The following is a 25,988-nucleotide window of genomic DNA, read 5'->3' as shown; positions in this document are numbered from 1 at the left end:
CCGCTGATGGGCCCCGACACCTGGATCGCCTTCGGGCTCGTCATCCTCTTCGTGCTCGTCGGCGGGGTCTTCGCGGCCGCCGAGATCGCACTCGTCTCGCTCCGCGAATCCCAGCTGCAGCAGCTCGAACGCCGCGGCCCCCGCGGGATGCGGGTCGCCGAGCTCGGCCGTGACCCCAACCGGTTCCTGTCCGCCGTGCAGATCGGCGTGACCGTCGCCGGGTTCTTCTCCGCCGCGTACGGTGCGTCCTCGATCGCACCCGACGTCGCGCCGCTGTTCCAGGGACTCGGCCTCGAGCAGGGCACCGCCGAAGCCGTCGCGCTGGTGCTGATGACCCTCGTCATCGCGTACCTGTCGCTCGTGTTCGGCGAGCTCGTGCCGAAGCGCCTCGCCCTGCAGCGTGCCGAGGGCTTCTCGATGGCGGTCGCCCCGACCCTGGAGCGCTTCGCGGTGCTCATGCGGCCGGTGATCTGGCTGCTCTCGAAGTCCACCGACACCGTCGTGCGACTGCTCGGCGGCGACCCGGACGCCCGCAGCGAGTCGATGAGCACCGAGGAGCTCCGCGGCCTGGTCGACGAGCACACCGGCGTCGACGAGCAGGGACGCCGGATCGCCCGCAGCGCCCTGGACGCCGGTGACCGCATCCTGCGCGAGTCGATGCGCCCCTGGTACGACGTCTCGACGCTGGATGCCGGCCTCTCCGTCGCCGAGGCCACCGACCAGGCCATCGCGGCCGGGCACACCCGGTACCTCGTGACCTCCGGCGGGCGCGACGAGGTCCGGGGCTTCGTGCACCTCCGTGACCTGCTGCGTCCGGTCGACCCCTCGGCCCCGGTCGCCACGCTCGTCCGACCGGTGCTCGCCCTGCCCGAGACGAAGTCGCTGTCGAGCGCGATCGCGGACATGCGCACCGACGGCCACCAGATCGCCCTGGTGGTCGACGAGTACGGCGGCAGCGCGGGCATGGTCACGCTCGAGGCGCTGCTCGAGGACCTCGTCGGCCGCATCCGCGACGAGTGGGACTCCACCGAGTACGACGAGTCGATGCTGGCGCACGACGGCGTCGACGGGGCCACGGTGCTCGAGGACCTGGCCGCGGACGGCGGTCCCGTCCTGCCGGACGGCGACTACGAGACCGTGGGTGGGCTCGTGCAGGTGCAGCTCGACCGCGTGCCCCAGGTCGGCGACGTCGTCCTGGTCGGCTCCCACCGCCTCGAGGTGACCGCCATGGACGGTCACCGCGTCGCCCGCGTGCGCATCGGGGCCGACGCCGCGCCCTGACTGGCTGACGGAGCGGGGGGGAAAGCCCGTAGCGGCAGGCGGTCGCAACACCCCGCGGGACGCCGGCGAGCGGTCACAGGCCGTCGTCTACGGCGCCACCAGCCGACAGGTCGCGACCACCCGGTGGGCGGCACGCGACGTGTCGCGACCGGTCGGGCACGGCCGGTCACGCAACGGAACGCGACCAGACGGCGGACGGGAGGCGCGTGGCGGGGCCGCCCCGCGCCTCCCGTCCGCTCCGGGCGGTCGCAACACCCCGCCAGACGCCGACGAGCGGTCACAGGCCGTCGCCTGCGGCGCCACCAGCCGACAGGTTGCGACGGGACGGCGCACGGCACGCGACGTGTCGTGACCAGTCAGCGACGGCCGGCGGCCCCGCCGCGCCCTGACCGGCTGACGGGTACCGCCCGTGCCTGCCGGACGCACGGCCCGGGCACGTACGCTCGTCGCATGGGTATCGACGTGCGCAACGAGATCCGCGACTTCCTGTCCTCCAGGCGGGCGCGGCTCACCCCCGAGCAGGTCGGCATGCCGTCGTTCGGCGGTGGGGTCCGACGCGTGCCCGGGCTGCGTCGGCACGAGGTCGCCATGCTCGCCGGCGTCAGCGTCGACTACTACACGCGGCTCGAGCGCGGCTCGCTCAAGGGCGTCTCGGACAGCGTGCTCGAGGGCCTGGCGAGCGCCCTGCAGCTCGACGAGGACGAGCGTGCGCACCTGTGGGACCTCACGCGCCTGGCGAACTCCGGCGCGAAGGTCATGCACCGGAACGTGCCGACCCGCGTGCGCCCCGGCGTGCAGCGGCTGCTCGACGCCATCACCGGCGCACCGGCCTGGGTGCGGAACGAGCGCGGGGACGTCGTCGCGACGAACGAGCTCGGCCGCGCGCTCTACGCTCCGCTCTTCGCCGGCCCCGGACGCCCGGTGAACACCGCACGCTTCACGTTCCTCGACCCGGCTGCCCGCGACTTCTTCCCGGACTGGGCACAGACCGCGAAGGACGCCGTGGCCGTGCTCCGGACCGCCGCGGTGTCGAACCCCTGCGAGCCGGGGCTCATCACGCTCGTCGGTGAGCTCTCCACCCGGAGCGAGGAGTTCCGCGGCTGGTGGGCCGCCCACGACGTCCGGATGCAGCGCACCGGCAAGAAGCGCATCGACCACCCGATCGTGGGGGAGCTGCGGCTGTCCTACGAGGCGCTCGACCTGGTCGCCGATCCCGGCCTGACGCTGTTCTCGTACTCGGCCGAACCGGGGAGCGAGTCCGAGCGGTCGCTCGCGCTGCTCGGCAGCTGGGCCGCGACGGAGCGGGCCGAGCAGTACGCGGCCCTGCGCGAGTCGGAGTCCGAGTCCGAGTCGGTCGACTGACCCGGACCCCGACGGGCAGGTGCGTCAGCGCCGTGGTCGGAACGTCAGGCCTGGGGCGGCACGTCGCCGTCGAACAGCTCCGGCGAGCGCATCCGCTCGATGCGCAGCTGCCGCTCCGTCGCCGACAACCGCAGCACACGGATCGCGGCGAACACGAGCACGATGAGGGCGACGGCCAGCACGGCGAGCGCCAGCACGAACAGGGCGTACAGAACGACGACGAATCCGAGACCACTGTCTGCGAGCATCCGTCGAACATAGCAGCGCGGGTTCGTAGGGTGGGGACGTGACGAGGACCACGGACGGCTCAGCAGGGGACGCGGACCACCGGCAGCACCGCCGGCCCGAACCCGCGTTCGCCCGTGCGGTCGCGAAGGCCCTGGGTGACGCCCGGACCGTGCTCGACGTCAGTGCCGCTGCCGCTGCCCGTTCGTACGCGCCGACCGACCGCGACGTGACCGCCGTGGAACCCGCCGGAGACCTGCCCTTCGCCGACGACACCTTCGACGCCGCGGTGTCGACCTTCTCGATGCACGAGTGGGACGACCTCGAACGCGGGCTCGCCGAGGTGCGTCGCGTGACCCGGGGCCCCATCGTGGTGCTGACGTTCGACCCCGACCGCATCGAGCGCTCCTGGCTCGCCGAGTACGCGCCCGAGGTGCTGGCGGCCGACGCCCGTCGCCACCCCGCACTGCCGCGGGTCGCCGACGCACTGGGCGACGACACCGTGACGAGCGCCCCGCTGCCGATCCCGTTCACGTGCGTCGACGGGTTCGCCGAGGCGTACTACGCCCGCCCCGAGCGACTGCTCGACCCCGGCGTGCGCCAGGCGGACCCGACGTGGGGCCTCGTCGACGAGTTCACCGTCCGGCGGTCGGTGGCAGCGCTCCGGACCGCGCTGGAGTCGGGGGAGTGGGACCGGCGGCACGGGTCGTTGCGGATCCGCCCGACGTACGAGGGCTCGGTCGTCCTGGTCACGGCGACGCCGAACCGGCCGCGGACGGACCGGGCCGGGCTTGACACCCGGTCGTAGGCTGGTCGGGTGAGCTTCCAGGAGGTGGTCGGCGCCCGTATCGCCGGCATCAGGGCGTGAGGCCCTCGGTCGTGCCCTCGGGTGCGGCCGCCCTCGTCGAACCCTGACCTCCTCCGCCCGGTGCGGTGTGCGTCCGCACACCCCGGGCCCGCACGAAAGCGATCACCCATGCGCCCCATCGTGGAGAAGACCCTCCGCACGTCCTTCGTCAACGCCTCGCGCAAGGAGGTGTCCGACCTCACGCTGCCCGCCGACTTCGAGACGCTCGACTGGGACGCGCTCGACTACCTCGGCTGGCGCGACCCGAAGATCGGTCGGCGTGCGTACGCCGTCGTGCCGACCCTGGACGGCGACCTGATCGGCATCCTGTTCCGGCAGGCCGAGGCCTCGCCCCGCTCCCGTGCCCAGTGCTCGTGGTGCCAGGACGTCAAGCTGCCGAACGACGTCACGTTCTACAGCGCCAAGCGATCCGGGCCGGCCGGACGCAACGGCAACACCGTCGGCACCCTGGTTTGCCAGGACTTCCAGTGCTCGCGGAACGTCCGGAAGCTCCCGCCGCCCGCCTACGAGGGCTACGACGTCGAGACCGCGCGCCTCCGGCGCATCGAGGACCTGCAGGTCCGGGCCGCGTCCTTCGCCGCCGAGGTCTGAGACGCCGGCGTCCTCGGAAGACGCCGCCGAGTCAGCGAGACGCCGCCGGATTCGGAGGCGTCTCGCGCTGACGCCGGCGTCTCGCGTCCGCAAACGCGACTGACGACGGACGGGAGGCCCGGTGCCAGCTGGCACCGGGCCTCCAGGCCGTCAACCGGTCGCGTCTACCGGTCGCGTCTACCGACCGATGGTCGACATGTCGGGGTAGCGGTCACCGGTCGGGACCGGCAGCGCCGACAGGCGCGACAGCTGGTCCGCCGTGAGGGTCAGGTCGGCTGCGCCGACGTTCTCCTCGAGGCGGGAGACCCGCTTCGTGCCGGGGATCGGGACGATGTCGTCACCCTGGGCCAGCAGCCAGGCGAGCGACACCTGCGCCGGGGTGGCGCCGGCCTCGGTCGCGATCTCCTTGACCGCGTCGACGATGCGCATGTTCTGCTCGAACGCCTCCTGCTGGAAGCGCGGGTTCGCCAGGCGGAAGTCGTCGGAGTCCAGGTCGGACGGCTTCGTGATGGCACCCGTCAGGAACCCGCGGCCGAGCGGCGAGTACGGCACCAGGCCGATGCCGAGCTCGCGCAGGGTGTCGAGCACGTCGCCCTCGGGGTCCCGCGTCCACAGCGAGTACTCGCTCTGCAGCGCGGTGATCGGGTGGACGGCGTGGGCCTTGCGGATGGTCTCGGCACCGGCCTCGGACAGTCCGATGTGCCGGATCTTGCCCTCCTGCACGAAGCCGGCGAGCTGGCCGATGACGTCCTCGATCGGGACGGCCGGGTCGACGCGGTGCTGGTAGTAGAGGTCGATGTGGTCCGTGCCGAGGCGACGGAGTGAGCCCTCGAGCGCCTCGCGCACGGACTCGGGCTTGCTGGAGATCCCGCGCTGCTGCGTCGGCGTCTCTTCACCGGCCTCGTGGTGGTACAGGCCGAACTTGGTCGCGATGACGACGTCGTCGCGGCGGCCCTCGAGCGCGCGGCGCAGGAGTTCCTCGTTCGTGTAGGGGCCGTACGCCTCGGCGGTGTCGAACAGGGTGACGCCGAGGTCGATCGCGCGGTGGATGGTGCGGATCGACTCGTCGTCGTCGGTGCCGGCGCCCGTGTAGAAGGCGCTCATGCCCATGGTTCCGAGGCCGATCGGTCCGACCTCGAGGTCTGCGAGCTTGCGTGTCTGCATGCTGCAGGTCTACTCCCGGTCCCCCTGACGGCGGGAGGCACTGGCTGTACCCGCCTCGGCACCGCTACGCTGCGAGGGACGGGGCAGACGCCCCGGGCTCGGGGGAATGTCGTGGTCGTCATCTGGATCGTCATCGCCGTGGTCGTCGTGCTCGGCGCCCTGCTCGTCGTGCTCGAGGTGCAGAACCGCCGTCGGCGGCGAGCGCTCGCGGACCTCGAGGACTTCTCCGACCCCACGGCCGGGTCACGTGCCATGGCCGATGCCGAGGCCGCTCGATCGACGGCCGAAGGCGTGTCGAAGACCGCGCACCCGGGTGGCAGCGCCGCCAGCGGGATGTTCTCCGGCTGACCCACCCGGCCGCTCCGGCGGTTGTCGGAAGCAGCGGGTCCCCGGTGACCCGGGCTGCCCGCGCTTCGTGAGGTTCCTCCAAGGTGCTCGCCCGATTGCTCCGCGCACTGGTGTGATCAATCCGTGAACCTGTACTTCCGACTGCTCTTGCTGCAGCTGCGGACCCGTCTGCGCGCTCGGGTCGGTGGACGCCGCCGGGCGTCGCTCTGGGACGAGGTCCGGACGCCGTTCCGGGTCGCTCCCACCGACCTCGACCCGCTGCGGCACGTCAACAACGGCAAGTACCTGTCGATGCTCGACCTCGGTCGGCTCGACCTGATGCTCCGCTCCGGGTACTGGGCAACGCTGTCCGAACGTGGCTGGTACCCCGTCGTCTCGGCGCAGACGATCACGTACAAGCGGTCGTTGACGCTCGGGCAGCGGTTCGAGCTCCGCACCCACGTGCTCGGGGTCGACGACCGTGCCGTGTACCTGGAGCAGACGTTCGTGCGGCAGGGTGCCGTGATGGCCCGCGCGGTGGTGCAGGCCCGGTTCCTGCGGCGTTCCGGCGGGACGGTGCCGACCGCGGACCTGCTCGAGGCGGCGGGCGGCGCGGACCGCGACCTCACCGTGCCCGACTGGGTGCACGACTGGGCGAGCGCGACCCGGATCAGCAGCAGCGCGGCCTGACCCGCGCGGAAGGCCGGTCCTACGATGACCGCATGGACATCGTCGACCTGGTGCTGCCGGACGTCGCAGCGTGGCGTGCCTGGCTCGACGACCACGAGCACGAACCCGACGGCGTGTGGCTCGTCCTCGCCAAGAAGGGCGTCACGGAGCCGACGACGCTGACCTACGACACGGCCCTCGACGAGGCGCTCTGCTCCGGGTGGATCGACGGGCAGCGGCGCGGGCGCGACGACACGACCTACCGCCAGCGGTTCACCCCGCGCCGGAAGGCCTCGCTGTGGTCGCAGCGGAACCTCGGCCTGGTCGCCGCACTCATCGCCGAGGGGCGGATGCGGGAGCGCGGGCACGCCGAGATCGAGCGCGCCAAGGGCGACGGCCGGTGGGACCGCGCCTACGCCGGCTCGGCAACGGCCACGGTGCCCGAGGACCTGCAGGCCGCGCTCGACGCCGCCCCCGCAGCCGCCGCGCTGTTCGCCGAGCTCGACGCCACCAACCGGTACGCCGTGCTGCACCGCATCACCACCGCCCCCAACGCCACGGTGCGGACGAAGCGGCTCACCAAGCTCGTCGGCGGACTCGAACGCGGCGAGACCCCGTACCCGCGACCCACCCGTCCGTAGACCCTGCGAACCCGGAAAGCGGTCGGGGGACACCGACTCAGGGACCGGCAACGCACCGGGCGTAGACCGGGGACATGACCACAGGCACTGACACCACGAACCGTCCGGCCGCGTCCTCCGGCACCTTCCGCATCGGCGGCGACCTCGAGGTCAACCGGCTCGGCTACGGCACCATGCAGCTCACCGGCCCCGGCGTCTGGGGACCGCCGAAGGACCACGACGAGGCGATCCGCGTCCTCAAGCGCGCCGTCGAGCTCGGCGTGAACTTCTTCGACACCGCCGACTCGTACGGCCCCTACGTCGCCGAGGAGCTCCTCAAGGAGGCCCTGCACCCCTACGGCGACGACGTCGTCATCGCCACGAAGGCCGGCCTCACCCGCACCGGCCCGAACGTCTGGCCGCCCGTCGGCCGCCCGGAGTACCTCCGGCAAGAGGCGGAGATGAGCCTCCGCCGCCTGGGCCTCGAGCGCATCGACCTCTTCCAGCTGCACCGCATCGACCCGAAGGTGCCGCTCGAGGACCAGGTCGGCGAGCTGAAGAAGCTGCAGGACGAGGGCAAGATCCGTCACATCGGCCTGTCCGAGGTCTCCGTCGACGAGGTCAAGGCCGCGCAGGAGATCGCCACGATCGTCTCCGTGCAGAACCTCTACAATCTGCAGAAGCGTGACGCCGAGGAGCTGCTCGACTGGTCCGAGCAGCAGGGCATCGGCTTCATCCCGTGGTTCCCCCTGGCCACGGGTGGCCTGACCGGCGAGGACTCGCCGCTCACCGAGATCGCCGAGCGCAAGGGTGCCACCCCGGCGCAGCTCGCGCTCGCCTGGCTGCTCAAGCGCTCCCCGGTGATGCTGCCGATCCCCGGCACGTCGAGCGTCGCGCACCTGGAGGACAACCTCGCGGGTGCCACCGTCGAGCTGACCGACGACGAGTTCGAGGAGCTGGCGAAGCTGGGTCACTGACCCAGGGACGCGACCGCGGGTCGCGAACGCGACGACCGGTCGGACGGGAGGCGCGGTGCCAGCTGGCACCGCGCCTCCCGTCCGTTTTCCCGCCCTGTCCAGATCCGTGCTTGCGCACGCATACCGGGTATGTGCATACTCAGTATGGCCACGGTGGCCCGAGACAGGGGAAGTGTCATGAGCGTTCGGATGGGCGTCCTCGCGCTGCTGGTGGGGGGACCCGGCTACGGGTACCAGCTCCGGGGGGAGTTCGAGCACCGCACCGGCGGGAGCTGGCCGCTGAACATCGGCCAGGTCTACACGACCCTGGACCGCCTGGAACGCGACGGCCTCGTGGCCCGCGGCGACGCCGACGACGACGGACACGTCGTCTACACGGCGACCGACGCGGGTCGTGCGGAGGTGGCGCGCTGGTTCAGCGAGCCCGTGCCCGCGAAGCGCGGCCGTGACGAGCTGGCGATCAAGTTCGCCCTCGCCGTGACCGTGCCCGGGGTCGACGTCGCCCGGCTGGTGCAGGTGCAGCGCGGTGCCGCGATCCGGAACCTGCAGGACCTGACGCGGCTGAAGCGGACGACCAACCCGTCGACGGACCTGGCGTGGTCGCTCGTGCTCGAGTCGATGGTGTTCCAGGCCGAGGCCGAGGTGCGCTGGCTCGACCACGTGGAGTCGAGCGTCGCGCGGTACCGGCCGGACGAGCACCCGGCGGCGCCTGCCAGTACCGACGCCTCCGCTGCCGCTTCCGCTCCCCGGAGCGCGCGGTGACCGCCGCACCGCTCCTGCAGCTCGACGCCGTGAGCGTGCACTACGGCTCCGGCGCGAAGGCCGTCACAGCCCTGGCCGGGATCGACCTGCGGGTCGAGCGTGGCGAGATGGTGGCCGTGATGGGCACCTCGGGGTCGGGCAAGTCGACGCTGCTCGCCTGCGCCGGCACCCTGCTGCCGCCGACGAGCGGTGAGGTGCTGATCGACGGCGCCTTCGTGTCCGACCGCCCAGCCAAGGAGCTCGCAGCGCTGCGGCGCCGGCTCATCGGGTTCGTGTTCCAGGACTTCAACCTGATCCCTTCGCTGACCGCGGTCGAGAACGTCGCACTGCCGCTCGAGCTGGACGGGTGGAAGGCCTCGCAGGCCCGCCGCGCCGCGGAGCTCGCGCTGGACAACGTCGAGCTGTCGCACCGCGCCGACGCCTACCCGGACGACCTGTCCGGCGGCCAGCAGCAGCGCGTCGCGATCGCCCGCGGCGTGGTCGGCGAGCGCCGGCTCGTGCTCGCCGACGAACCGACCGGAGCCCTCGACTCGCAGACCGGCGAGGTCGTGCTCCGCATGCTCCGTCGGCACGTCGACGCCGGAGCCGGCGCCCTCCTGGTGACCCACGACGCCCGGCACGCGGCCTGGGCGGACCGGATCGTGTTCCTGCGCGACGGTCGGGTGGTCGACGAGACCGTGTACTCGGGCGTCGAGGCGGCGCTGACGGACCGGACCGCCTCGTGAGCCGGGGTCGGCGTGCCGGGACCGGCCGGACGCCGTTCGCCCTGAGACCGGCGCTCCGTCTGGGGCGTCGACTGGCGTTCGCGAAGGCAGGCCGCGCGGCACTGATCATCGCGCTCATCGGGATCCCCACCGCCGGGTTCGCCGCCGTCGCCGTCGTCGTGCAGTCGACGCAAGCCACGGTCACCGAGCGGCTCGACTACGACCTCGGCCGTGCATCGGCGCAGATGCGGGTGTCCGGCCCGGACCTGCCCGGCATGGTGCAGGACCCCGTCCAGTGGCAGTCCACGGACTCGAAGCGGAACAGCCCCGTCACGAAGTCGGACGAGGACTCACCGTTCACGAACGTCCTGGCCCACGTGCCCGACGGCGCCCTGTCGATCCCGGTGGGCAGCGCGCCCGTCGTGCTCCAGGGTGCGCACGGCCCGGTCGGACTGACCGCCGTCGAGGGCAGCGTCTGGGATCCGTCACTCGATGGTCACTGGCACGTGCTCGACGGTTCCACGCCGACCACGCGCAGTGAGCTCATGGTCACGCCGGCGACGCTCGAACGCCTCGGGGCGCACATCGGCGACACGGTGGACCTGACCGACCCGGTCACCAAGCGCTTCACGATCACCGGCACCATGACCGACCTGGGGACGGACCCGGGTTCGCAGGGCGTGTTCCTGCCCTGGGGCACGACGCTCTCGACGACCGACACCACCGACGACGTGGGGCTCACCGACGTCACCGTGTACCTGCCGTCGGACGCCCCGACGTGGTCGGAGATCCGGCAGCTCAACGCGCACGGCATCATCGTGCAGTCGCGTCCGGTCGTGCTCGACCCGCCCGACGCCCGGCTCCCCGGTGGGCAGCTGGGCTCGTCGCTCGGCTGGTACCTCGGGGCGATGGGACTGCTCGGCGTCTTCGCGATGTTCGAGGTCGCCCTGCTCGCCGGGGCCGCGTTCCTGGTCGGCACCCGGGCGGACACCCGCTCGTACGCCATCGTCACGAGCGTCGGCGGGGACAAGCGGTTCGTCCGCACGATCGTCGCCGGGTCGGGCGTGGTGCTCGGCCTCGTCGGCGCGGTCCTCGGGGTCGCCGCCGGCACCGGGATCGGCGTGCTCGCCTATCGACTGATCGACAACGGCAACGTGGCGTCGTTCCCCGGGTTGCACGTGCCGCCGCTCCTGCTGCTGTCGATCGCCGTGGCCGGCGTGCTCGCCGGACTCGTCTCCGCACTCGTCGCCGCTCGGTCGGCCACCCGGATCAACGTGCTCGCGGCACTGCGGGGCTCGCTCCGTCCGGTGCCCGTCAGCCGTCCGGCCCGCCGTCGTCGTCGCATCTGGGGGCCGCTGCTCGTGGTCCTCGGCGCCGTGATGACGTTGGCGTGCGGTGTCGGGGTGCTCATGCTCAACGACCGTCCGGTGCAGCAGGACCGGTGGGCCTACGTCGTCGGTGCCGGCGTCGCGATCGGGCCGTGCCTGATGCAGCTCGGCATCGCCATCTGCTCACCGTGGCTGCTCGCCCTGATCACGCGGCTCACCTCGCGGGCCGGTCTGTCCGCACGGCTCGCCGCCCGCGACGCCCGCCGCAACCCGGTCCGCACGGTGCCGGTGCTGGCGAGCGTGATGAGCGTCGTGTTCGTGGCGTCGGTCGTGATCACGTGGAGTGCGTCGAGCCACGCCCAGTACGTCCGTGGCTACGAGTACGCCACGGCGGTCGGGGTGGCGACGGCCGAGGTGCAGACCGAGACGAAGGACGGCGGCAGCACCGGTCGCCACGACGCAGCGCTGACTGCGCACGCGGCGAAGGTCGTGTCCGGGGTGTTCGACCAGGACCGCATCCGGGTGCTCGGTGTCGCGCAGGAGCAGCCGGGCGACACCCCCTCGACCGTCACGATCCCGCACCGCTGGAGCGCGTACGACTGCCCCGCGAACGACACGACGAGCTGCTCGTACTACCTGGACACGGCGAGCGTGTCGAGCCCGCACATCTGGACCGGGACCGTGGACGACTACGCCGTGCTCACCGGGCACCGGCCGTCCGCCGCCGTCCGGAGCGCACTCGAGGGCGGTCGGGCCGTGTCGCTCTGGCCCGAGTACGCCCACGACGGCGCGGTCCGCGTCGACACCTTCCACGACCGGACGTGGGAGAGCGACCCCATCACCGAGCGGAGCCGACCGGCGGCCAGCGTCTCGATCCCCGCCGTGCTCGACGTGCAGACCCCGCGGATCCAGGTCGGCGTCTTCATGACGAAGGCGACCGCCGAGCAGTACGGCGTGCCCGTGGTCGACGGCATGCTCGTCACGACGCTGCCCCACGACCTCGACCCGGCCCAGGCGGACGAGCTGAGCTCGGCGTGGCAGAGCTTCGGCGGCGACGACCGTGCACGGTGGAGCGGCCCGTCGTTCATCTACGAGGCCGGTCCGATCGACAACGAGGCGATCATCCGGGCGATCGTGCTCGCACTGGCTGCGGCCGTCACGATCGGTGCGACGGCGGTGGCGATCGGACTCGCACGGTCCGACGGCCGGCGGGACGACGAGGTGCTCGACGCCATCGGTGCCGCACCGCGCCTGCGCCGTGGGGTGTCGACCTGGCAGGCGGCGATCCTGGCCACGGTCGGCTCGGTGATCGGGACGCTCCTCGGACTCCTGCCGATCCGCGCCCTGACCCTGCGGTTCACCGAGAGTCCGGTCGGGGTGAACCACATGCCGTTCGTGCCGGACTGGCCGGTGCTGGCCCTGCTCGCGATCGGCCTGCCCCTCGTGGTGACGGCCGGGGCCTGGCTGACCTCGCGGGGTCGGCGGCGGGTGGCGGTGCGACGGGCGCACTGACGCGCGCGCTGCCTCGTGCGCTCCGCTTCGTTTGGTGAGCAGAAGATGTCGAGTCGGCTGCTCGGACTCGACGTCTTCTGCTCACGAAGTGACCGGCAACGAAGACTCGGAAGCACATTGACTACGTTTGGCGTCACAACAACCGAACGATCACAGTGCGGACGTCCTTGAGTGGCCACATCAGCAACGGATGGGTGAGATGAGCGATATTGCACGGCTCGTCGATGCCGGAGCGATCGAAGCCGCGGTCGCCGAAGCTCAGGGGCTGACTCCCGACCGGGTCGCCGACCTGCTCTTCGCCTCGGGCGGCTTCGCTGTGGACATGGCTCCGTACGACGCGTTCGTCCGGCGCTGGTACGAGCGCCTCGACAGCCCCTGTCTGCGCGCGGCGGCTGCGGAACGATTCGGGGATGCCTACCTCACCGAACTCGCGGGGGTGCCCGGGGGCGAGGCGTTCGCGGCCGAGCTGACCGAGGCCGCACTCCGAGCCGTGATCGCGCACACCGGTCGAATGATGCGCGGGCCGGCGATCACCGACTGGGCAGAACCGCACGTCGCGGTGATGAGCACCGCCCGCGCGCGCTCCTGGCGAGAAGCGTCCATGGAGCTCGCGAAAGTGCACTCGCCGGACTGACGGACGGGAGGCCCGCGGCGGGGTCGCCACGGGCCTCCCGTCCGTCATGGAGTGAGCAGAAGGCGACGGGTCGGGTTTTCGGACTCGTCGCGTTCTGCTCACTCGATGCCGCTCACGCGAGCTCGGGCAGCGCCTCCGCGTAGGTGCGGAAGTCGCCGCGCTCCGTGTGGATCGCCCACAGGCGGTCGGCGATGGACTCCCCGGAGTGCTCGGGCCGCCCGTCGTCGAGGCCGAACGGGATGATGAGCTGGCCGACGTGGACGTCCTCGTCGCGTACGGCGTCGTGCAGCAGCTGCGCGTAGGCGCTCTCGGCGGCGAAGGCGACGGACGTGCCGGTGACGCGGGCGCCCGGTCGGACTGCGCTGCCGCCGTTGACGAACAGGATCGTGCCGTGGCCGATGGCGCGCATGCCGGGCAGCACCTGGCGCACGGCGTTGACCGAGCCGTAGACCGAGAACTCGATCGGGCCGACCAGGTCGTCCGCGGTGGTCTCGAGAACGGGGCGCATGTACTCCTTGGCGGGGAGCGGGCTGTACTGCAGCACCTCGATGGGGCCGAGCTGCTCCGTGGCGCGCTCGAGTGCGGTGCGCAGGGAGTCCCCGTCTCGGACGTTCGCGGCGAACCCGGCTGCGGTGTGGCCGCGCTCACGCAGCTCTGCGGCGAGGCCGTCCAGGCGGTCCTGGTTGCGGGAGATCAGGGCGACGGCGAAGCCCTCACGGGCGAAGCGCTCGGCGACGGCGAGGCCGAGGCCCTTGCCGGCCCCGACGATGGCGATGGTGGTCATGCGGTGTACTCCTCGTCGCTCACGTGCTCGAGCCAGGTGGTGGTCGTCGCCGGGTCGTCGGCGGCCTCGAGCATCGCGAGGTGTTCCATGTAGTCGGTGGGGGTCGCGCCGTGCCAGTGTTCCTCGCCGGCCGGCGTGTAGACGGTCTGTCCAGCCTGCACCTCGATGACGCGGCCGTCCCGGGTGCCCATCCGCGCGACGCCCTCGGTGACGTGCAGGGTCTGCCCCTTGGCGTGCGAGTGCCAGGCGGTGCGGGCGCCGGGCAGGAACCGGACCTTGGCGACGGTCATCGTCTGACCGGGCTCCTTCGGCGAGGCGATTGCGTCGAGGTACACGTCGCCGGTGAACTGCTCGGGCGGGTTCTTGACGGTCGGCTGCTTCGGTTCGATCTGCATGCCGACGACGGTAGGCCGCCGTGCGCACCGTCGGGAGGTGCCGACAGACCCCCTCAGGGGTTTCCCGAACGCAGCGTGTGTGATCGACCAACGACCCCGGGAGGATCATCGTGGACACACCCGCCGGAACACCCCGCAGCCGCCGCCTCTGGTCGGTGGCCGGCCTCGCCGCCGTCACCGCGCTGGCGCTCACCGCCTGCACGAGCGGCGACGGAGCAGAGCGGGACGGATCCGACCGGGGCGGCTCGCCGTCGGCGCGCGCGACCGCGCCCACCGACCTGTCGGCCGGTCAGGTGGCGCTCGACGGTGACACCACCGACGTGGTCACCGGCCTGGAGGCCCCCTGGTCGGTGGTCCTGACGGGTGACGACGGCGACGCGCTGGTCAGCGAGCGCGACTCGGCCCGGGTGCTCGAGCTGCGGTCCGACGGCAGCACCCGTCAGGTCGGCACGGTCGACGGTGTCAGCCACGGCGGCGAGGGCGGACTGCTCGGGCTCGCGCTGCACGACGACGACCTGTTCGTCTACTCCACGGCCGACGACGGCAACCGGATCCAGCGGTACGAGCTGACGGGGAGCACCGGGTCGTGGGGGCTCGGCGAGGCGACGACGATCATCGACGGGCTGCCGAAGAACACGTTCCACGACGGCGGGCGGATCGCGTTCGGACCCGATGACATGCTCTACGCGAGTGTCGGGGACGCCGGCGCGAGCACGGACGCACAGGACGAGGAGTCGCTCGCGGGCAAGATCCTGCGGCTCACCCCGGACGGCGGCGTCCCCGCCGACAACCCGATCGACGGGTCGCCGGTGTGGAGCCTCGGGCACCGCAACGTGCAGGGCATGGGGTGGTCGTCGGACGGCACGATGTTCGCGTCGGAGTTCGGCGAGAACACGAACGACGAGCTCAACGTGATCGAGCCCGGGTCGAACTACGGCTGGCCCGAGGTCGAGGGCACCGGCGGCGAGGACCAGGGGTTCGTCGACCCCGTGCAGCAGTGGTCCACCGACGAGGCGTCCCCGAGCGGCCTCGCCGTCGTCGACGACACGGTGTTCGTCGCGAACCTGCGGGGCGAGGTGCTCCGGGCGGTCCCGGCCGACGACCCCGGCACGGCGACCGAGTACTTCGCGGGTGACTTCGGCCGCATCCGGACGGTGCTCGAGGGCCCGTCGGACACGCTCTGGTTCGTCACGAACAACACCGACGGCCGCGGGACACCGTCGAGCGGGGACGACCGGATCGTCTCCGTCCCGTTCACGCGCACGTGAAAGGGGTTCCCGCAGCCCCTCGCTCGCGCCGGACGGGGCCAAGTACCGTGACGGCATGAACCACCGCGACGAAGCGCGCGACTTCCTCTCCAGCCGTCGCGCCCGCATCACCCCCGAGCAGGCCGGCGTCGAGACCTTCGGCACACGGCGCCGCGTCACCGGGCTGCGTCGCGAAGAGGTCGCACGCCTGGCCGGCGTCAGCATCGACTACTACACGCGACTCGAGCGCGGGAACCTGCAGGGGGTCTCGGACAGCGTGCTCGACGCCATCGGCCGGGCCCTGCAGCTCGACCCCGCCGAGCAGGAGCACCTGCGCGACCTGTCACAGCACCAGAACGAGACCCCCCGTCGCGCCGGTCGTGTCGTGCCCGTCGCTGCCGTCCGGCCCGAGCTGCAGTACCTGCTCGACGTCGTCACGGATGCCCCGGCGATGATCATCAACAACCGGCAGGACATCGTCGCCGCGAACGCGCTCGGCTTCGCGATGCACTCGGACCTGGTCGCGGCACCGGCCCGGCCGATGAACTTCTCGCGCTTCATCTTCCTCGACCCGCAGGCGCGGAACTTCTACCAGGACTGGCAGCGGGCCGCGCACACGAACGTCGCGATCCTGCGCCGCGAAGCGGGCCGGACGCCGAACGACAAGGACCTCGCCGCGCTGATCGGCGAGCTGTCGATGCGGAGCGACGACTTCCGCGAGCTCTGGGCAGCGCACGACGTCCGCCGCCACTACGCCGGCGTGAAGTCGTTCCGGCACAGCGTCGTGGGGCCGCTCGAGCTCCACTTCCAGACGCTCGAACTCGCCGAGGACCCGGGGCTCGCGCTCACCATCTACCCGGCGACGCCGGGCAGCCCGACGGCCGACGCCCTGCGGGTGCTGGCTTCGTGGGCGGCGACCGAGGGCATCGCGGAGCGGGCGCGCCAGCTCGCCTGACGCGGTGGTCGCGACCACCCCACTGACTGGAGGCGCGGGGCGGGCCCGCACCGCGCCTCCAGTCCGGTGCCGGTCGCGTCGTACCTCCGTGCCGGCTGTTCACCATCACGACCAGGAAGGGCGCGCTGAGCGCATGAACGACACCGAGTCCCTGCAGACCGCGCCACCCGTGGCGCCGCTCGGTCTCCTGCAGCGCCTGCGGTTCCGGCTGCGGGCCGAGCAGGAGATCCACGAACTGACCCGTGACCGCGAGCTCGAGGCCCGGGTACGGGCCGAGGCGGCCGTGCGACTCGCACCGGGGCCGTGGCACCTGGGTGCGCTGTTCCGTCGACAGCAGAAGCTGGACCTCCCGGAAGAAGGAGCACCCGACGCATGAGCACGGACCACTCGATGTCGACGGGCCGGACGCTGCTGTTCGCCGTCGCCGGGGGAGCAGCGGTGGGCAACCTGTACTGGTCGCAGCCACTGCTCGACGACATCGCATCGTCGCTCGGCACCTCGGCGTCGCTCGCCGGGCTGCTCGTCACGCTGACCCAGGTCGGCTACGCCCTCGGCATCCTGCTCGTCGTGCCGCTCGGGGACGTCCTCGACCGCCGGCGCCTCATCCCCTGGGTGCTCGTCGCCTCCGCCGTCGCGCTGCTGCTCGCCGCGATCGCTCCGACCTTCGCGACGCTCCTGGTCGCCCTGGCACTGGTCGGGCTGACCACGGTCGCCGGGCAGCTCCTCATCCCGCTTGCCGGGGACCTCGCCGACCCCGCGCAGCGCGGACGCGTGGTCGGCACGATCGCCTCCGGTGTGCTCACCGGCATCCTGGTGTCGCGGACGATCAGCGGCCTGGTCGCGGACGCGTTCGGGTGGCGTGCGATCTACGTGCTCGCCGCCGTCGTCGCGGTGGTCCTCGCCCTGCTGCTGCGGCGCGCCATCCCGGAGCTCGGAACCCGCGCCAAGGTGGCGTACCCGCAGCTCATCCTGTCGGTGTTCCGTGCCGTCCGGACCCACCGGACCGTCCAGGTCACGCTCGTGATCAGCTCGTCGGTGTTCGCCGTGTTCACGATGTTCTGGACCGCCCTGACGTTCCTGCTGAGCAGCGACCCCTACGACTTCTCCACCAGCAGCATCGGGCTGGTCGGCCTGGTGGGGCTCGCGGGTGCCGTTGCGGCGCAGCGGGTCGGGCGGCTGCACGACCGGGGGCTGTCGGTACCCGTCACCGGGGGAGCGATCGTGCTCCTGCTCGTCTCCCTGGTCGTCGCCGGGATCGGTGCGCACTCGATCGTCGTGGTGCTGCTCGCCGTGCTGCTGCTCGACGTCGCCGTGCAGGCCGCGAACGTGCTCAACCAGACCCGGCTCTTCTCGGTGGACCCGGCCGCGCGGAGCCGGCTCAACACCGCCTTCGTCACCTCGAACTTCATCGGCGGTGCGATCGGCTCCGCGCTGGCGTCGGTGCTGTGGAACGCCGGTGGCTGGACGGCGGTCACGATCGGCGCCGCGGTGCTGGCGGGGTTCGCCGCGACGGTCTGGGTCGTGCACCGGAACCGCGGGCTCGTGGTCGAGCCGGAGCGGGCCTGACCACGGGGCTCAGCGGACCAGGGGGTTCGCGACCTCGAGCTCACGGTGGTCGACGAGCCAGCGCACGGCGTCCAGCACGGTCTCCTCGGCGGTGAACGCCGGTGCGTAGCCGAGCAGACGACGCGCCTTCTCGGTGCTGAAGACCTGGCTGCGGAACAGGTGCTCCCAGCTGGCGTCAGCGTGCTCCGGAGCCGTGGTCTCGCGGAACCGGTCCCACGTGACGGACTCGAGCCGGGCCTCCTGGCCGAACCACGACGCTGCCAGGTGGGCGTACCCGCGCGCGGTGAGCGCCGTCGGAGCCGTGACGAAGAAGTCCTCACCCGCCGCCGCATCGCGGTGCTCGACCGCGAGCTGGAACGCCTGCGCGACGTCGTCGGCGTGCACGTGTGCCATCGTCTCGGCGCCGAGCCCGGGGACCTCGAGCGGTTCGCCGGCGGACAGCTTCGTCAGCACCGAGGTGTCGAGGTTGCCGAGCGGACCGATCGGCGTCCAGCCCGGACCGCTGATGTGACCGGGGTGCAGCGACGTCGTGACGAAACCGCCTGATGCGGTTTCTTCCTTGAGCATCCGGGCGATGGCGTCCTTCTGGACGCCGTAGTCACCGAACGGCGGGGTCGCGTTCTGCTCGGTGATCGGCAGCACGTGCGAGACGCCGGCGCGCCAGATGGAGCCGCAGTGCACCAGGTGCGTGCCGGTACCGCGGAGCGCGTCGACCAGCGCTGCGGCCGAGGACTCGGTGAAGCAGACGAGGTCGACGACGGCGTCGGCACCGAGGGCGGCGATGCGGCTGCCGAAGGTGCCGTCGCGGTCCTCCTGCTCGCGGTCGGCGGTGATCCGCTCGACCTGCTGCCACTCCGGGGCGTCGGCGTACGGGGTGCTCGTGCCGCGGGTGACGGCGACGACCCGGTGACCCGAGCGGACGAGACGGGGGACGAGGAACGAGCCGATGTGGCCGGTGGCTCCGATGACGACGATGTGCATGGGGGCCACCGTAGGCCGAGGCGTGCGCATCGTGAGCAGGAATGGTCGGGTGCGGCGGTGCGACCCGACCGCTCCTGCTCACGAAACGCGCCCGCGGCGAGCGCGGCGCCCGCGAGCGCGGCCCTCGCCGCGCACGAGCGGCACGCTCAGTCGGCGGTGATGACCTTCACGGAGCCGGCGATGGTCGCGGCGTCCTCGGCGAGCGCGACGACGGGGTCGGGCAGGCCCGCACCCCCGAGGGCCTTGCGCGCACCCCAGCCGACGAAGCTGCCGACGAGGGCACCGACGCCACCGAGGATCGCGCCCTCGATGCGCAGGTCGCGCTTGCCCGTGGTGCCGAGGGCGGCACCGGCGAGGGCACCGGACGCGACACGTCCGAGCAGCGCCGAGGGGGCGATGCGGTTCGGGGTCTTCGGCAGCTTGTCGCCGATGAGCTCACCGATGGCGGAGGCCACGAGCAGCCCGCGGCCGACCGGGGTGCTGAAGACCTTCCACTGCTGCCACGAGCCCTTCAGCGAGGACCGGTCGTGGTTCAGTGCGAGGACGGCGAGCGGGGTGGCGCTCCGGCCGCCGCTCATGATGCCGAGGACCAGGGTGCGGACCAGGGTGTGCTGCTCGTGCTGCTTGCTCATCGTGACTCCTGTCGTGTTGCCCCCGACGGTACGCAGGGTGACCTCGGGTGTTCCGAGCATCGCGGGCGACGGGCGGACGTCCGGCGTTCCCCGGGCGTTCCCCGGGCACGGAGCCGCCCCGAGTAGCGTCCGGCCCATGAGCAACGTCATCGTCTTCGGCGGCCACGGCAAGGTCGCACTCCTCGCCACCCGCATCCTGTCCGAGCGCGGACACACGGTCACCTCCGTCATCCGGAACGCCGACCAGTCCGACGAGATCCGAGCCCACGGCGGCGAACCGCACGTCGCGGACATCCAGCAGCAGTCCCTGAACGACTTCGCCGAACTCGTCCGCGGGCACGACGCCGTGGTGTGGTCGGCCGGTGCCGGTGGCGGGTCCGTCGACCGGACCTGGGCGATCGACCGCGACGCTGCGGTGCTGTCGATCCAGGGGGCGAAGCAGGCCGGCGTCGACCGGTACGTGATGGTGTCGTTCTCGGGCTCGCAGCTCGACCACGGCGTCCCGCAGGACCAGGACTTCTTCGCGTACGCGCAGTCGAAGATGATCGCCGACGCCGTGCTCCGTGACTCGGGGCTGCAGTGGACGATCGTCGCCCCGAGCACCCTGACCGACGACGAGCCGACCGGCTCCGTCGACTGGGACGGCTCGTCGACGCAGGTGCCGCGCGGTGACGTGGCGCACGTGGTCGCCGACGTGGTCGAGAACCCCGGCACGGCCGGCAACACGTTCCGCTTCAACACCGGGTCGACGCCGGTGGCGGAGTTCTTGCGCGCCGACGCGGTCTGACCGAGACCCACAGACAGACCAACGGGGTCGCGGCGGTTACCCGCCACGACCCCGTCCGTGTCCCTGCAGAGCGTCGAGCTCAGTAGAGCGTCGAGATGCCCGTCATGTCGCCACGGCCGAGCGTGCGGCCGTCGAGCTCGCAGTAGCCGCCGGACGGCTCCATGACCTGGCCGGTGCCGGTCGCGACGTGGTCGAGGCCGTACAGGTGGCCCCACTCGTGCGTGGCGACGACCTGGGTGTCGAAGCGCGCGCCCGAGCAGGTGGCCGTCGAGCTCCACTTGAAGCCGGTGGCGTAGCGCTGGTCGGCCTCGCGGGCGTTGCCGTTGCCGTCGAACCAGATGCACGTCACGCCGAGGGTCCCGGTCGGGAGCTTGCCCCAGCCCATCACGTTGTAGCCGTTGTTCCGCGAGCAGCCGCCCTGGTCGGTGAGGTTGGGCTTCTGGGTGGCGAGGCGCAGGTAGTCGTTCTTCGCCGTCGACGTGACGGTGCGGTCACACGCCGAGATCGTGCCGTTCCAGGCGTTCGCCCCCTTGCGCAGGGCGTCCTTGGCGTACGTCGACTTCTGGTCGGTCTGGTTGTAGTACCACTTGACCGTGCTCGGCCAGGTGTAGCCGGACGCCTTGTACGCCGTGCTCGTGCACTTCGTGGTCGCAGCGGTCGTCGCGGCGGGGGCTGCCTGTGCCGTCGCGGCCTGGCTCAGCGCACGCTCCTGCTGGACGGCGGGGGCCGAACCGGTCCAGGCCTCGTCGACGCGGACGGCGACACCGGCGGAGCCGTTGTTCGCGATGAGGACGTCGGCGAGCTCGGGCGCCCCGGGGGCGGCCGAGCTGCTCGCCATGACGCTCTCACCCGGCGCGGGGAGCGCGAAGGTGCGGCCGTCGGGCGTCACGACCGTGCCGGAGGTCGCCGTGCAGCCGCTCTCGAGCGTCTGCACCGACAGGGTCCCGGGGGCGCAGCTCGCGCCGGCCCCCGGGGTCGCCGCCTGGGCGGGTGCTGCGGTGATGGTGAGGCCGGCGAGGATCGCGACGATCGCCCCGGTGCTCAGCGCGTTCCTGACAGGACGCATGGTTCCCTTCCAGCGGCAGGCGACGTGCCCCCCCGCTCCTGATCGGGGTCCATGCTCGCCGATGACCAGGCAGCGGGTCCAGGACTGCGCTGCGGGGACACACCCCCAGTCAGGGGCGGCGCTCAGGCCATCTGCGCGTAGAAGCGCTCCGGTGCATCGGCGAGCGACGCCTTCACCATCCGGCTCCAGTCGTCGACGAGCACCTCGGCCGCGCCACGCTCCACACCGTCGAGTGCCGCTCGGGCCACGTCCGTCGGGTCGGTCTTCGGGCCGTCGTAGTCGCCCATCATGTCGGTGTCGGCCGCGCCGAGGTGGAGTCCCTGCACGCTGATGCCCCGGTCGGCGAGCTCGAGGCGGACGGCGTTCGTCATGTTCCACTCGGCCGCCTTCGCCGCGGCGTAGCCACCCGCGCCGGGCGCCGCGAACCACGACAGGGCCGACAGCACGTTGACGATCGCGCCGCCGCCGTTCCGCTCGATCACCGGTGCGAAGGCACGGATCATCGACAGGCTGCCCCAGAAGTGCGTGTCCATGGCCTTCCGGACGATGGTCAGGTCGTCGGTCACCAGGGAGCCCTGCGTCGAGATGCCGGCGTTGTTCACGAGCAGCGTCACGTCGCCCGCGGCGGCGGCCACCGCGTCGACCGAGGCCTGGTCGGTGATGTCGAGGGGCAGCGCGACGACGCCCTCGACGTCGACGAGTTCGGGTCGGCGTGCGGTTGCGTAGACCTTCGACGCCCCGCGCTCCAGCAGCTCCAGGGCGAAGCGGCGTCCGATGCCCCGGTTCGAGCCGGTGACGAGTGCGACCGATCCAGCGATGTCCATGGTGTCTCCTCCTGCCGCGCGGGTGTCTCCCGCAGCGGCTCGGCTACGCTAAGACCTCACATCCATGTCAGGGGCAAGCCCCGGATCGGAGCACCATGCGCATCGGTGACCTCGCAGCAGAGACCGGCGTCAGCGTCCGCTCGCTGCGGTACTACGAGGAGCAGGGGCTGCTCACCGCGTCGCGCACCGCGAGCGGGCAGCGGGTCTACACGGACGCCGCCGTCGAGCGGGTCCAGCTCGTGCAGCAGCTGTTCGCCGCCGGGCTCGCGAGCCGCACGATCGTGCAGCTGCTGCCATGCGTCGACCGCGGGGAGTCGACGCCGGAGTCGTTCGCGCTCCTCATCGCCGAGCGGGACCGGATCACCGCGCAGCTGGCCGAGCTCGAGGCGGTCCGGGGCCGGCTCGACCAGGTCATCGAGATCACCGAGCACCCCACCGCCGAGCACTGCCCGGCACTGCGTGACCGACCTGCGGAGGCGGTCGCGGCCTGAGACCCGGCACCTGACGGACTGGAGGCCCGTGGCGGGTCCGCCACGGGCCTCCCGTCCGTCACGGGGTCGCCGACAGGGCCGCTGCCACGGCCCGTTCCTGTCGCGTGTGCGCAGCGAACGCGTCGGCGACCGGGTTGCGGCGACGGTCGAGGCCGCCGGCGCCGTCCTCGACGAGGTCGAAGAGGCCCATCGTGAGCAGGTGCTCCTGGCGTGGGGCGTCCGTGTGCCGCCAGGTCCACTCGTACATGTCGAACAACGGCCACCAGGTGTAGCCGACGACCGGCACGCCCTCGTCACGGAGCTCCCGCACGGCCGTGACCGAGGCGTCCAGCCAGCCGATGCGCTCCTCGACCGAACCGGTGACGCACGTCTCCGTGAGCATGACCGGGGCGCCGTAGCGCTCGGCGTAGGTGGTGAGCACGTCGCGGAGCCCCTCGACGCCGGTGTCCTCGTAGGGCCGCGGGTCGGCGAACCCGCCGCCGTGGTGCACCCCCGCCTCGAACACCTCGGTGGAGTGCAGCGGGTAGTAGTTGACGCCCATCACGTCGGGCCGGACCGCGTGCTGCCGGAACCAGTCGAGGTCGGCGTCGGTGACGCCCCCGGACCGGAGCCGACCGACCAGGGGGTGCGCGTCGTCGACGTCCCCGGTGACCAGGTCCTCGACCAGGAACGTCTGGGCGCGCAGGCGGGCGACCGTGTCGCGGTGTTCCGGGGCGTCGACGTCGCCCACGTACCGGATGCCGGCATCCACGTGCACGAAGGTGGCGGCGTCCCCGAGCTCACGCGTGATCGCGTGCTGCGTCGAGACGAACCCCTTGGCCAGGGCGGACGCGATCCGGGCCGACCCCTCGGCGCCGGTCAGGTACGGGGGCCAGTACCCGTACTCACCCGAGAACAGGGCGTGGATGACGGGCTCGTTGACGGGCGTGTAGTCGGTGGCGACATCGCCGTACCGCGCCGCGAACCGGGCGGCGTACTCGGTGACGTGCGCCGGGTAGTCGGGGTGGGCGAACTGCCCGTCGAGCCAGAGCGGCGTGCCGTAGTGCAGCAGGTCGACCACGGGGCGCAGGCCGGTCTCGCGGAACCGCGCCATGACACCGTCCACCCACGACCAGTCCCAGACGCCGGGCTCGGGGGCGACCCGGTACCAGGGGACGCCCCAGCGCAGGAGCTCGGCGCCGACGTCGACCGCCAGCCCGAGGTCAGCGGCGTACTGCCGGTAGTGGTCGGTCAGCTCGTACTCGTCGATGGGCCGTTCACCCGGTCGGGCCTGCGGGACGAAGGTGTCCTCGATGCCCAGGGCGAAGTGCAGCCTGCCGTCGTCGGACCAGTGCATGGTGTCTCGTTTCGTGGTGGGCACGGCCGCTCCGGGCTCGTGCGGTGTCGTCGTCACTTGAGCCCGGTGCTGGCGACGCTCTCGATGAAGCGGCGTTGCACGAGCAGGAACATGACGGCGAGGGGCAGCACGGCGATCAGGGCGCCGGCCATCATCACGCCCTGCGGGATGATCCCGCCGGGTCCGGTCAGCAGGGTGAGGCCGGACGTGATGGTCCCCATGTCCTGGTCGGTGGTGAACACCAGCGGCCAGAGCAGGTCGTTCCAGTTGTTGACGAAGGTGAAGATGCCGAGGGTGAGCAGGGCGGGGACGGCGTTCGGCAGGACGACGCTCCGGAAGATCCGCCACTCCGAGGCCCCGTCGATCCGCGCCGCGTTGTCCAGGTCGCGGGGGAGCGACACGAAGAACTGCCGCAGGAAGAAGATCCCGAAGGCGTCGGCTGCCCGCGGCGCGATGAGCCCCGCGAACGTGTTCACCCACCCGAGGTCGGACACCAGTTGGTAGATCGGGATGAGCGTCGCCTGGAACGGGATCATCAGGCTGGCGACGATCACGATGAGCAGCACCTTGCTGCCCCGGAAGTCGAGCCGTGCCAGGGCGTAGGCGGCGAGCGCGTCGAACGCCAGCGCGAACACCGTCACACCGCCGGCGAAGGCGAAGCTGTTCAGGATGAGCCGGCCGAACGGCAGCTGCGTGAAGATCGCCCGGAAGTTGTCGAGCGTCCAGGTGTGCGGGAACAGCGTCGGCGGGTAGGCGTTGACCTCGCTCGCCGGCTTGAACGCGGTGAACACGATCACGAGCACGGGGAGCAGCACCGCCAGGGTCACGACGGCCACGGCTGCGAAGCCGAGCCACCGCATCGACGGCTGTCGACGGGCCACGGTGCTGCGTCGGACGACGGTCGCGGGACGGGGGAGCGCGGTCATGATGCGGTGTCCTCTCCGCGCTTCCCGAAGAACAGGAACTGCACGAGGCTGAGCAGCAGGGTCGCGATGAGGAGCACGTACGCCAGGGCGCTCGCGAACCCGAGGTCGAGGTCCTTGAAGCCGGACTGGTAGATCTGCATGACGATCGTCTCCGTCGACCGGTACGGACCACCGCCGGTCAGGACGTAGATCTGGTCGAACGCCTGCAGTGCAGCGATGAGGGCGACGATGACGACGAACGCCATCGTGTTGCTCAGCATCGGGAAGGTGACGTTCGCGAACCGCTGGCGGCCGTTGGCCCCGTCGAGCTGCGCTGCCTCGTACAGGCTCGTGGGGATCTCCTGCAGCCCGGCCAGGAAGATCACCATGTAGAAGCCGAAGTTCTTCCACACGGCCACGAGCACCACGGTGGGCATCGCGAGCGTCGGGTCCTGCAGCACGTTGCCGAGCCGGATGTCGACGAGCTGCAGCCAGTGGTTCAGCAGGCCGATCTGCGGGTCGAGCAGGTACGACCACGCGAACGCGGCGACGGCCAGGGACACGATGAACGGCAGGAACAACGCCGACCGGAAGAACCCGCGGAACGGCAGGGCCGGGTGGTTCAGCACGAGGGCGAGCACCAGGGCGACGACGATCGCGACGGGGGTGAAGAGCACCGAGTAGAGCGCGGTGTTGCCGATGGACCGCAGGACGTCGGGGTCGGTGAAGACCCGGACGTAGTTCGCGAAGCCGATGAACGACGGGTCGCCGAACCCGCTGGCGTCGGTGAACGACAGCTGGAGCGCCGAGAGCATCGGCCAGAGCACGAACGCCCCGAGGATGACGATCGCGGGTGCGAGGAACCCGACGATGGTGGCGCGGCGGCGGAACGTGCCGTTGAGGGGCGATCGTCCGCCGAGCTGGCCCGGTGGTCGGTACCGACGGCGTCGGCCGAGTTGCTGCGTGGTCACGAGGGTCCTCCGAGGGCCGCTGTT

The 25,988-nt window shown here is 71.8% G+C and carries 29 protein-coding genes; 18 read left to right on the top strand and 11 right to left on the bottom strand.

Annotation, left to right across the window (positions count from 1 at the left end; translation table 11 throughout):
• The first annotated feature begins 6 nt into the window (after positions 1 to 6).
• On the top strand, positions 7 to 1,281 hold the full coding sequence (locus tag DEJ06_RS03185; protein WP_111038401.1) for a hemolysin family protein: 1,275 nt from the start codon (positions 7 to 9) through the stop codon (positions 1,279 to 1,281).
• A gap of 450 nt (positions 1,282 to 1,731) precedes the next feature.
• On the top strand, positions 1,732 to 2,643 hold the full coding sequence (locus DEJ06_RS03180) for a helix-turn-helix transcriptional regulator (protein WP_071406260.1): 912 nt from the start codon (positions 1,732 to 1,734) through the stop codon (positions 2,641 to 2,643).
• A 44-nt stretch (positions 2,644 to 2,687) separates the two neighbouring features.
• Here DEJ06_RS03180 and DEJ06_RS03175 read toward each other — a convergent pair whose 3' ends face one another.
• Entirely contained in the window at positions 2,688 to 2,891 is a 204-nt protein-coding gene (locus DEJ06_RS03175) for a hypothetical protein (RefSeq protein ID WP_017887883.1), read from the bottom strand.
• Positions 2,892 to 2,929: 38 nt separating this feature from the next.
• Here DEJ06_RS03175 and DEJ06_RS03170 point away from each other — a divergent pair, with 38 nt between their 5' ends.
• Entirely contained in the window at positions 2,930 to 3,676 is a 747-nt protein-coding gene (locus DEJ06_RS03170; protein ID WP_111038400.1) for a class I SAM-dependent methyltransferase, read from the top strand.
• Between the two features lie 168 nt (positions 3,677 to 3,844).
• Positions 3,845 to 4,327, top strand: a complete 483-nt coding sequence (locus DEJ06_RS03165) for an FBP domain-containing protein (protein ID WP_111038399.1) — start codon at positions 3,845 to 3,847, stop codon at positions 4,325 to 4,327.
• Between the two features lie 177 nt (positions 4,328 to 4,504).
• Here DEJ06_RS03165 and DEJ06_RS03160 read toward each other — a convergent pair whose 3' ends face one another.
• Entirely contained in the window at positions 4,505 to 5,491 is a 987-nt protein-coding gene (locus tag DEJ06_RS03160; RefSeq protein ID WP_071248528.1) for an aldo/keto reductase, read from the bottom strand.
• A 111-nt stretch (positions 5,492 to 5,602) separates the two neighbouring features.
• Here DEJ06_RS03160 and DEJ06_RS03155 point away from each other — a divergent pair, with 111 nt between their 5' ends.
• The 8 genes from DEJ06_RS03155 to DEJ06_RS03120 all read left to right on the top strand — a co-directional run bounded on the left by DEJ06_RS03155 (position 5,603) and on the right by DEJ06_RS03120 (position 13,024).
• Positions 5,603 to 5,839: a hypothetical protein gene (locus DEJ06_RS03155; RefSeq protein WP_111038398.1), complete on the top strand. Its 237-nt coding sequence runs from the start codon at positions 5,603 to 5,605 to the stop codon at positions 5,837 to 5,839.
• Between the two features lie 123 nt (positions 5,840 to 5,962).
• Positions 5,963 to 6,508, top strand: coding sequence for an acyl-CoA thioesterase (locus tag DEJ06_RS03150; protein WP_111038397.1), 546 nt, complete (start codon positions 5,963 to 5,965; stop codon positions 6,506 to 6,508).
• A gap of 32 nt (positions 6,509 to 6,540) precedes the next feature.
• A complete protein-coding gene (locus DEJ06_RS03145; protein ID WP_111038396.1) occupies positions 6,541 to 7,128 on the top strand; it encodes a YdeI family protein in 588 nt (195 codons plus the stop codon).
• A gap of 74 nt (positions 7,129 to 7,202) precedes the next feature.
• Positions 7,203 to 8,084 (top strand): aldo/keto reductase, encoded by an 882-nt coding sequence (locus DEJ06_RS03140; protein WP_110859382.1) that lies wholly within the window; start codon positions 7,203 to 7,205, stop codon positions 8,082 to 8,084.
• Positions 8,085 to 8,261: 177 nt separating this feature from the next.
• Entirely contained in the window at positions 8,262 to 8,846 is a 585-nt protein-coding gene (locus DEJ06_RS03135) for a PadR family transcriptional regulator (protein ID WP_258372378.1), read from the top strand.
• Positions 8,843 to 9,571 (top strand): ABC transporter ATP-binding protein, encoded by a 729-nt coding sequence (locus DEJ06_RS03130; protein ID WP_027466859.1) that lies wholly within the window; start codon positions 8,843 to 8,845, stop codon positions 9,569 to 9,571. The genes DEJ06_RS03135 and DEJ06_RS03130 overlap by 4 nt, the downstream gene beginning before the upstream one ends.
• Entirely contained in the window at positions 9,568 to 12,390 is a 2,823-nt protein-coding gene (locus DEJ06_RS03125; protein WP_111038394.1) for an ABC transporter permease, read from the top strand. Before DEJ06_RS03130 ends, DEJ06_RS03125 begins: the two co-directional genes overlap by 4 nt.
• Before the next feature lie 199 nt (positions 12,391 to 12,589).
• Positions 12,590 to 13,024, top strand: a complete 435-nt coding sequence (locus tag DEJ06_RS03120) for a hypothetical protein (protein WP_111113913.1) — start codon at positions 12,590 to 12,592, stop codon at positions 13,022 to 13,024.
• Between the two features lie 112 nt (positions 13,025 to 13,136).
• On the opposite strand, the gene DEJ06_RS03115 is transcribed toward DEJ06_RS03120, so the two are convergent.
• Positions 13,137 to 13,808, bottom strand: coding sequence for an SDR family oxidoreductase (locus tag DEJ06_RS03115; protein ID WP_111038392.1), 672 nt, complete (start codon positions 13,806 to 13,808; stop codon positions 13,137 to 13,139).
• Positions 13,805 to 14,203 carry a cupin domain-containing protein gene (locus DEJ06_RS03110; RefSeq protein ID WP_071248546.1) on the bottom strand — a complete coding sequence of 133 codons (399 nt, stop codon included), beginning with the start codon at positions 14,201 to 14,203 and terminating at the stop codon, positions 13,805 to 13,807. The genes DEJ06_RS03115 and DEJ06_RS03110 overlap by 4 nt, the downstream gene beginning before the upstream one ends.
• A 110-nt stretch (positions 14,204 to 14,313) precedes the next feature.
• On the opposite strand from DEJ06_RS03110, the gene DEJ06_RS03105 reads away from it, so the two are divergent.
• The 4 genes from DEJ06_RS03105 to DEJ06_RS03090 all read left to right on the top strand — a co-directional run bounded on the left by DEJ06_RS03105 (position 14,314) and on the right by DEJ06_RS03090 (position 17,971).
• Positions 14,314 to 15,471: a sorbosone dehydrogenase family protein gene (locus tag DEJ06_RS03105; protein ID WP_111038391.1), complete on the top strand. Its 1,158-nt coding sequence runs from the start codon at positions 14,314 to 14,316 to the stop codon at positions 15,469 to 15,471.
• A 55-nt stretch (positions 15,472 to 15,526) separates the two neighbouring features.
• Entirely contained in the window at positions 15,527 to 16,405 is an 879-nt protein-coding gene (locus DEJ06_RS03100) for a helix-turn-helix transcriptional regulator (RefSeq protein ID WP_111028872.1), read from the top strand.
• Between the two features lie 133 nt (positions 16,406 to 16,538).
• Positions 16,539 to 16,781: a hypothetical protein gene (locus tag DEJ06_RS03095; protein ID WP_111038390.1), complete on the top strand. Its 243-nt coding sequence runs from the start codon at positions 16,539 to 16,541 to the stop codon at positions 16,779 to 16,781.
• Positions 16,778 to 17,971: an MFS transporter gene (locus tag DEJ06_RS03090; protein ID WP_111028870.1), complete on the top strand. Its 1,194-nt coding sequence runs from the start codon at positions 16,778 to 16,780 to the stop codon at positions 17,969 to 17,971. The genes DEJ06_RS03095 and DEJ06_RS03090 overlap by 4 nt, the downstream gene beginning before the upstream one ends.
• A 9-nt stretch (positions 17,972 to 17,980) precedes the next feature.
• Here DEJ06_RS03090 and DEJ06_RS03085 read toward each other — a convergent pair whose 3' ends face one another.
• Together DEJ06_RS03085 and DEJ06_RS03080 are read right to left on the bottom strand one after the other, a co-directional pair.
• Positions 17,981 to 18,952, bottom strand: coding sequence for an NAD(P)-dependent oxidoreductase (locus DEJ06_RS03085; protein WP_111038389.1), 972 nt, complete (start codon positions 18,950 to 18,952; stop codon positions 17,981 to 17,983).
• 146 nt (positions 18,953 to 19,098) lie between these two features.
• Positions 19,099 to 19,584, bottom strand: a complete 486-nt coding sequence (locus DEJ06_RS03080) for a DUF4126 family protein (protein WP_163342984.1) — start codon at positions 19,582 to 19,584, stop codon at positions 19,099 to 19,101.
• 136 nt (positions 19,585 to 19,720) lie between these two features.
• Between DEJ06_RS03080 and DEJ06_RS03075 the strand changes: the two genes are divergently transcribed.
• A complete protein-coding gene (locus DEJ06_RS03075) occupies positions 19,721 to 20,371 on the top strand; it encodes an NAD(P)H-binding protein (RefSeq protein ID WP_111028867.1) in 651 nt (216 codons plus the stop codon).
• Positions 20,372 to 20,450: 79 nt separating this feature from the next.
• Here the strand turns inward: DEJ06_RS03075 and DEJ06_RS03070 are convergent, their stop codons facing one another.
• Positions 20,451 to 21,437 carry a matrixin family metalloprotease gene (locus DEJ06_RS03070; protein ID WP_111038387.1) on the bottom strand — a complete coding sequence of 329 codons (987 nt, stop codon included), beginning with the start codon at positions 21,435 to 21,437 and terminating at the stop codon, positions 20,451 to 20,453.
• A 122-nt stretch (positions 21,438 to 21,559) separates the two neighbouring features.
• The gene (locus DEJ06_RS03065; protein ID WP_111038386.1) at positions 21,560 to 22,261 is read right to left on the bottom strand and encodes an SDR family oxidoreductase; all 702 of its coding nucleotides are present in this window, start codon (positions 22,259 to 22,261) and stop codon (positions 21,560 to 21,562) included.
• 95 nt (positions 22,262 to 22,356) lie between these two features.
• On the opposite strand from DEJ06_RS03065, the gene DEJ06_RS03060 reads away from it, so the two are divergent.
• On the top strand, positions 22,357 to 22,752 hold the full coding sequence (locus DEJ06_RS03060; RefSeq protein WP_111038385.1) for a MerR family transcriptional regulator: 396 nt from the start codon (positions 22,357 to 22,359) through the stop codon (positions 22,750 to 22,752).
• 58 nt (positions 22,753 to 22,810) lie between these two features.
• Here DEJ06_RS03060 and DEJ06_RS03055 read toward each other — a convergent pair whose 3' ends face one another.
• The 3 genes from DEJ06_RS03055 to DEJ06_RS03045 are packed head-to-tail and all read right to left on the bottom strand — an operon-like array spanning position 22,811 to position 25,964.
• Complete coding sequence (locus tag DEJ06_RS03055) at positions 22,811 to 24,088, bottom strand: family 1 glycosylhydrolase (protein ID WP_111038384.1); 1,278 nt, start codon at positions 24,086 to 24,088, stop codon at positions 22,811 to 22,813.
• 53 nt (positions 24,089 to 24,141) lie between these two features.
• A complete protein-coding gene (locus tag DEJ06_RS03050) occupies positions 24,142 to 25,014 on the bottom strand; it encodes a carbohydrate ABC transporter permease (RefSeq protein ID WP_071404106.1) in 873 nt (290 codons plus the stop codon).
• Positions 25,011 to 25,964 (bottom strand): carbohydrate ABC transporter permease, encoded by a 954-nt coding sequence (locus tag DEJ06_RS03045; protein ID WP_111038383.1) that lies wholly within the window; start codon positions 25,962 to 25,964, stop codon positions 25,011 to 25,013. The genes DEJ06_RS03050 and DEJ06_RS03045 overlap by 4 nt, the downstream gene beginning before the upstream one ends.
• Between the last annotated feature and the right edge of the window lie 24 nt (positions 25,965 to 25,988).

The organism is Curtobacterium sp. MCLR17_051, from assembly GCF_003234395.1.
Taxonomy (GTDB): Bacteria; Actinomycetota; Actinomycetes; order Actinomycetales; family Microbacteriaceae; genus Curtobacterium; species Curtobacterium flaccumfaciens.
Note: the sequence above shows the minus strand (reverse complement) of the source record. Positions and strands in the feature narration are given on the sequence as shown.

Excerpts from the sequence above, each read along its gene's own strand:
- DEJ06_RS03185 (WP_111038401.1), top strand. The coding sequence starts at position 7 with ATGGGCCCCGACACCTGGATCGCCTTCGGGCTCGTCATCCTCTTCGTG.
- DEJ06_RS03180 (WP_071406260.1), top strand. The coding sequence starts at position 1,732 with ATGGGTATCGACGTGCGCAACGAGATCCGCGACTTCCTGTCCTCCAGG.
- DEJ06_RS03175 (WP_017887883.1), bottom strand. The coding sequence starts at position 2,891 with ATGCTCGCAGACAGTGGTCTCGGATTCGTCGTCGTTCTGTACGCCCTG.
- DEJ06_RS03165 (WP_111038399.1), top strand. The coding sequence starts at position 3,845 with ATGCGCCCCATCGTGGAGAAGACCCTCCGCACGTCCTTCGTCAACGCC.
- DEJ06_RS03160 (WP_071248528.1), bottom strand. The coding sequence starts at position 5,491 with ATGCAGACACGCAAGCTCGCAGACCTCGAGGTCGGACCGATCGGCCTC.
- DEJ06_RS03145 (WP_111038396.1), top strand. The coding sequence starts at position 6,541 with ATGGACATCGTCGACCTGGTGCTGCCGGACGTCGCAGCGTGGCGTGCC.
- DEJ06_RS03140 (WP_110859382.1), top strand. The coding sequence starts at position 7,203 with ATGACCACAGGCACTGACACCACGAACCGTCCGGCCGCGTCCTCCGGC.
- DEJ06_RS03135 (WP_258372378.1), top strand. The coding sequence starts at position 8,262 with ATGAGCGTTCGGATGGGCGTCCTCGCGCTGCTGGTGGGGGGACCCGGC.
- DEJ06_RS03120 (WP_111113913.1), top strand. The coding sequence starts at position 12,590 with ATGAGCGATATTGCACGGCTCGTCGATGCCGGAGCGATCGAAGCCGCG.
- DEJ06_RS03115 (WP_111038392.1), bottom strand. The coding sequence starts at position 13,808 with ATGACCACCATCGCCATCGTCGGGGCCGGCAAGGGCCTCGGCCTCGCC.
- DEJ06_RS03110 (WP_071248546.1), bottom strand. The coding sequence starts at position 14,203 with ATGCAGATCGAACCGAAGCAGCCGACCGTCAAGAACCCGCCCGAGCAG.
- DEJ06_RS03100 (WP_111028872.1), top strand. The coding sequence starts at position 15,527 with ATGAACCACCGCGACGAAGCGCGCGACTTCCTCTCCAGCCGTCGCGCC.
- DEJ06_RS03095 (WP_111038390.1), top strand. The coding sequence starts at position 16,539 with ATGAACGACACCGAGTCCCTGCAGACCGCGCCACCCGTGGCGCCGCTC.
- DEJ06_RS03090 (WP_111028870.1), top strand. The coding sequence starts at position 16,778 with ATGAGCACGGACCACTCGATGTCGACGGGCCGGACGCTGCTGTTCGCC.
- DEJ06_RS03085 (WP_111038389.1), bottom strand. The coding sequence starts at position 18,952 with ATGCACATCGTCGTCATCGGAGCCACCGGCCACATCGGCTCGTTCCTC.
- DEJ06_RS03080 (WP_163342984.1), bottom strand. The coding sequence starts at position 19,584 with ATGAGCAAGCAGCACGAGCAGCACACCCTGGTCCGCACCCTGGTCCTC.
- DEJ06_RS03075 (WP_111028867.1), top strand. The coding sequence starts at position 19,721 with ATGAGCAACGTCATCGTCTTCGGCGGCCACGGCAAGGTCGCACTCCTC.
- DEJ06_RS03070 (WP_111038387.1), bottom strand. The coding sequence starts at position 21,437 with ATGCGTCCTGTCAGGAACGCGCTGAGCACCGGGGCGATCGTCGCGATC.
- DEJ06_RS03065 (WP_111038386.1), bottom strand. The coding sequence starts at position 22,261 with ATGGACATCGCTGGATCGGTCGCACTCGTCACCGGCTCGAACCGGGGC.
- DEJ06_RS03060 (WP_111038385.1), top strand. The coding sequence starts at position 22,357 with ATGCGCATCGGTGACCTCGCAGCAGAGACCGGCGTCAGCGTCCGCTCG.
- DEJ06_RS03055 (WP_111038384.1), bottom strand. The coding sequence starts at position 24,088 with ATGCACTGGTCCGACGACGGCAGGCTGCACTTCGCCCTGGGCATCGAG.
- DEJ06_RS03050 (WP_071404106.1), bottom strand. The coding sequence starts at position 25,014 with ATGACCGCGCTCCCCCGTCCCGCGACCGTCGTCCGACGCAGCACCGTG.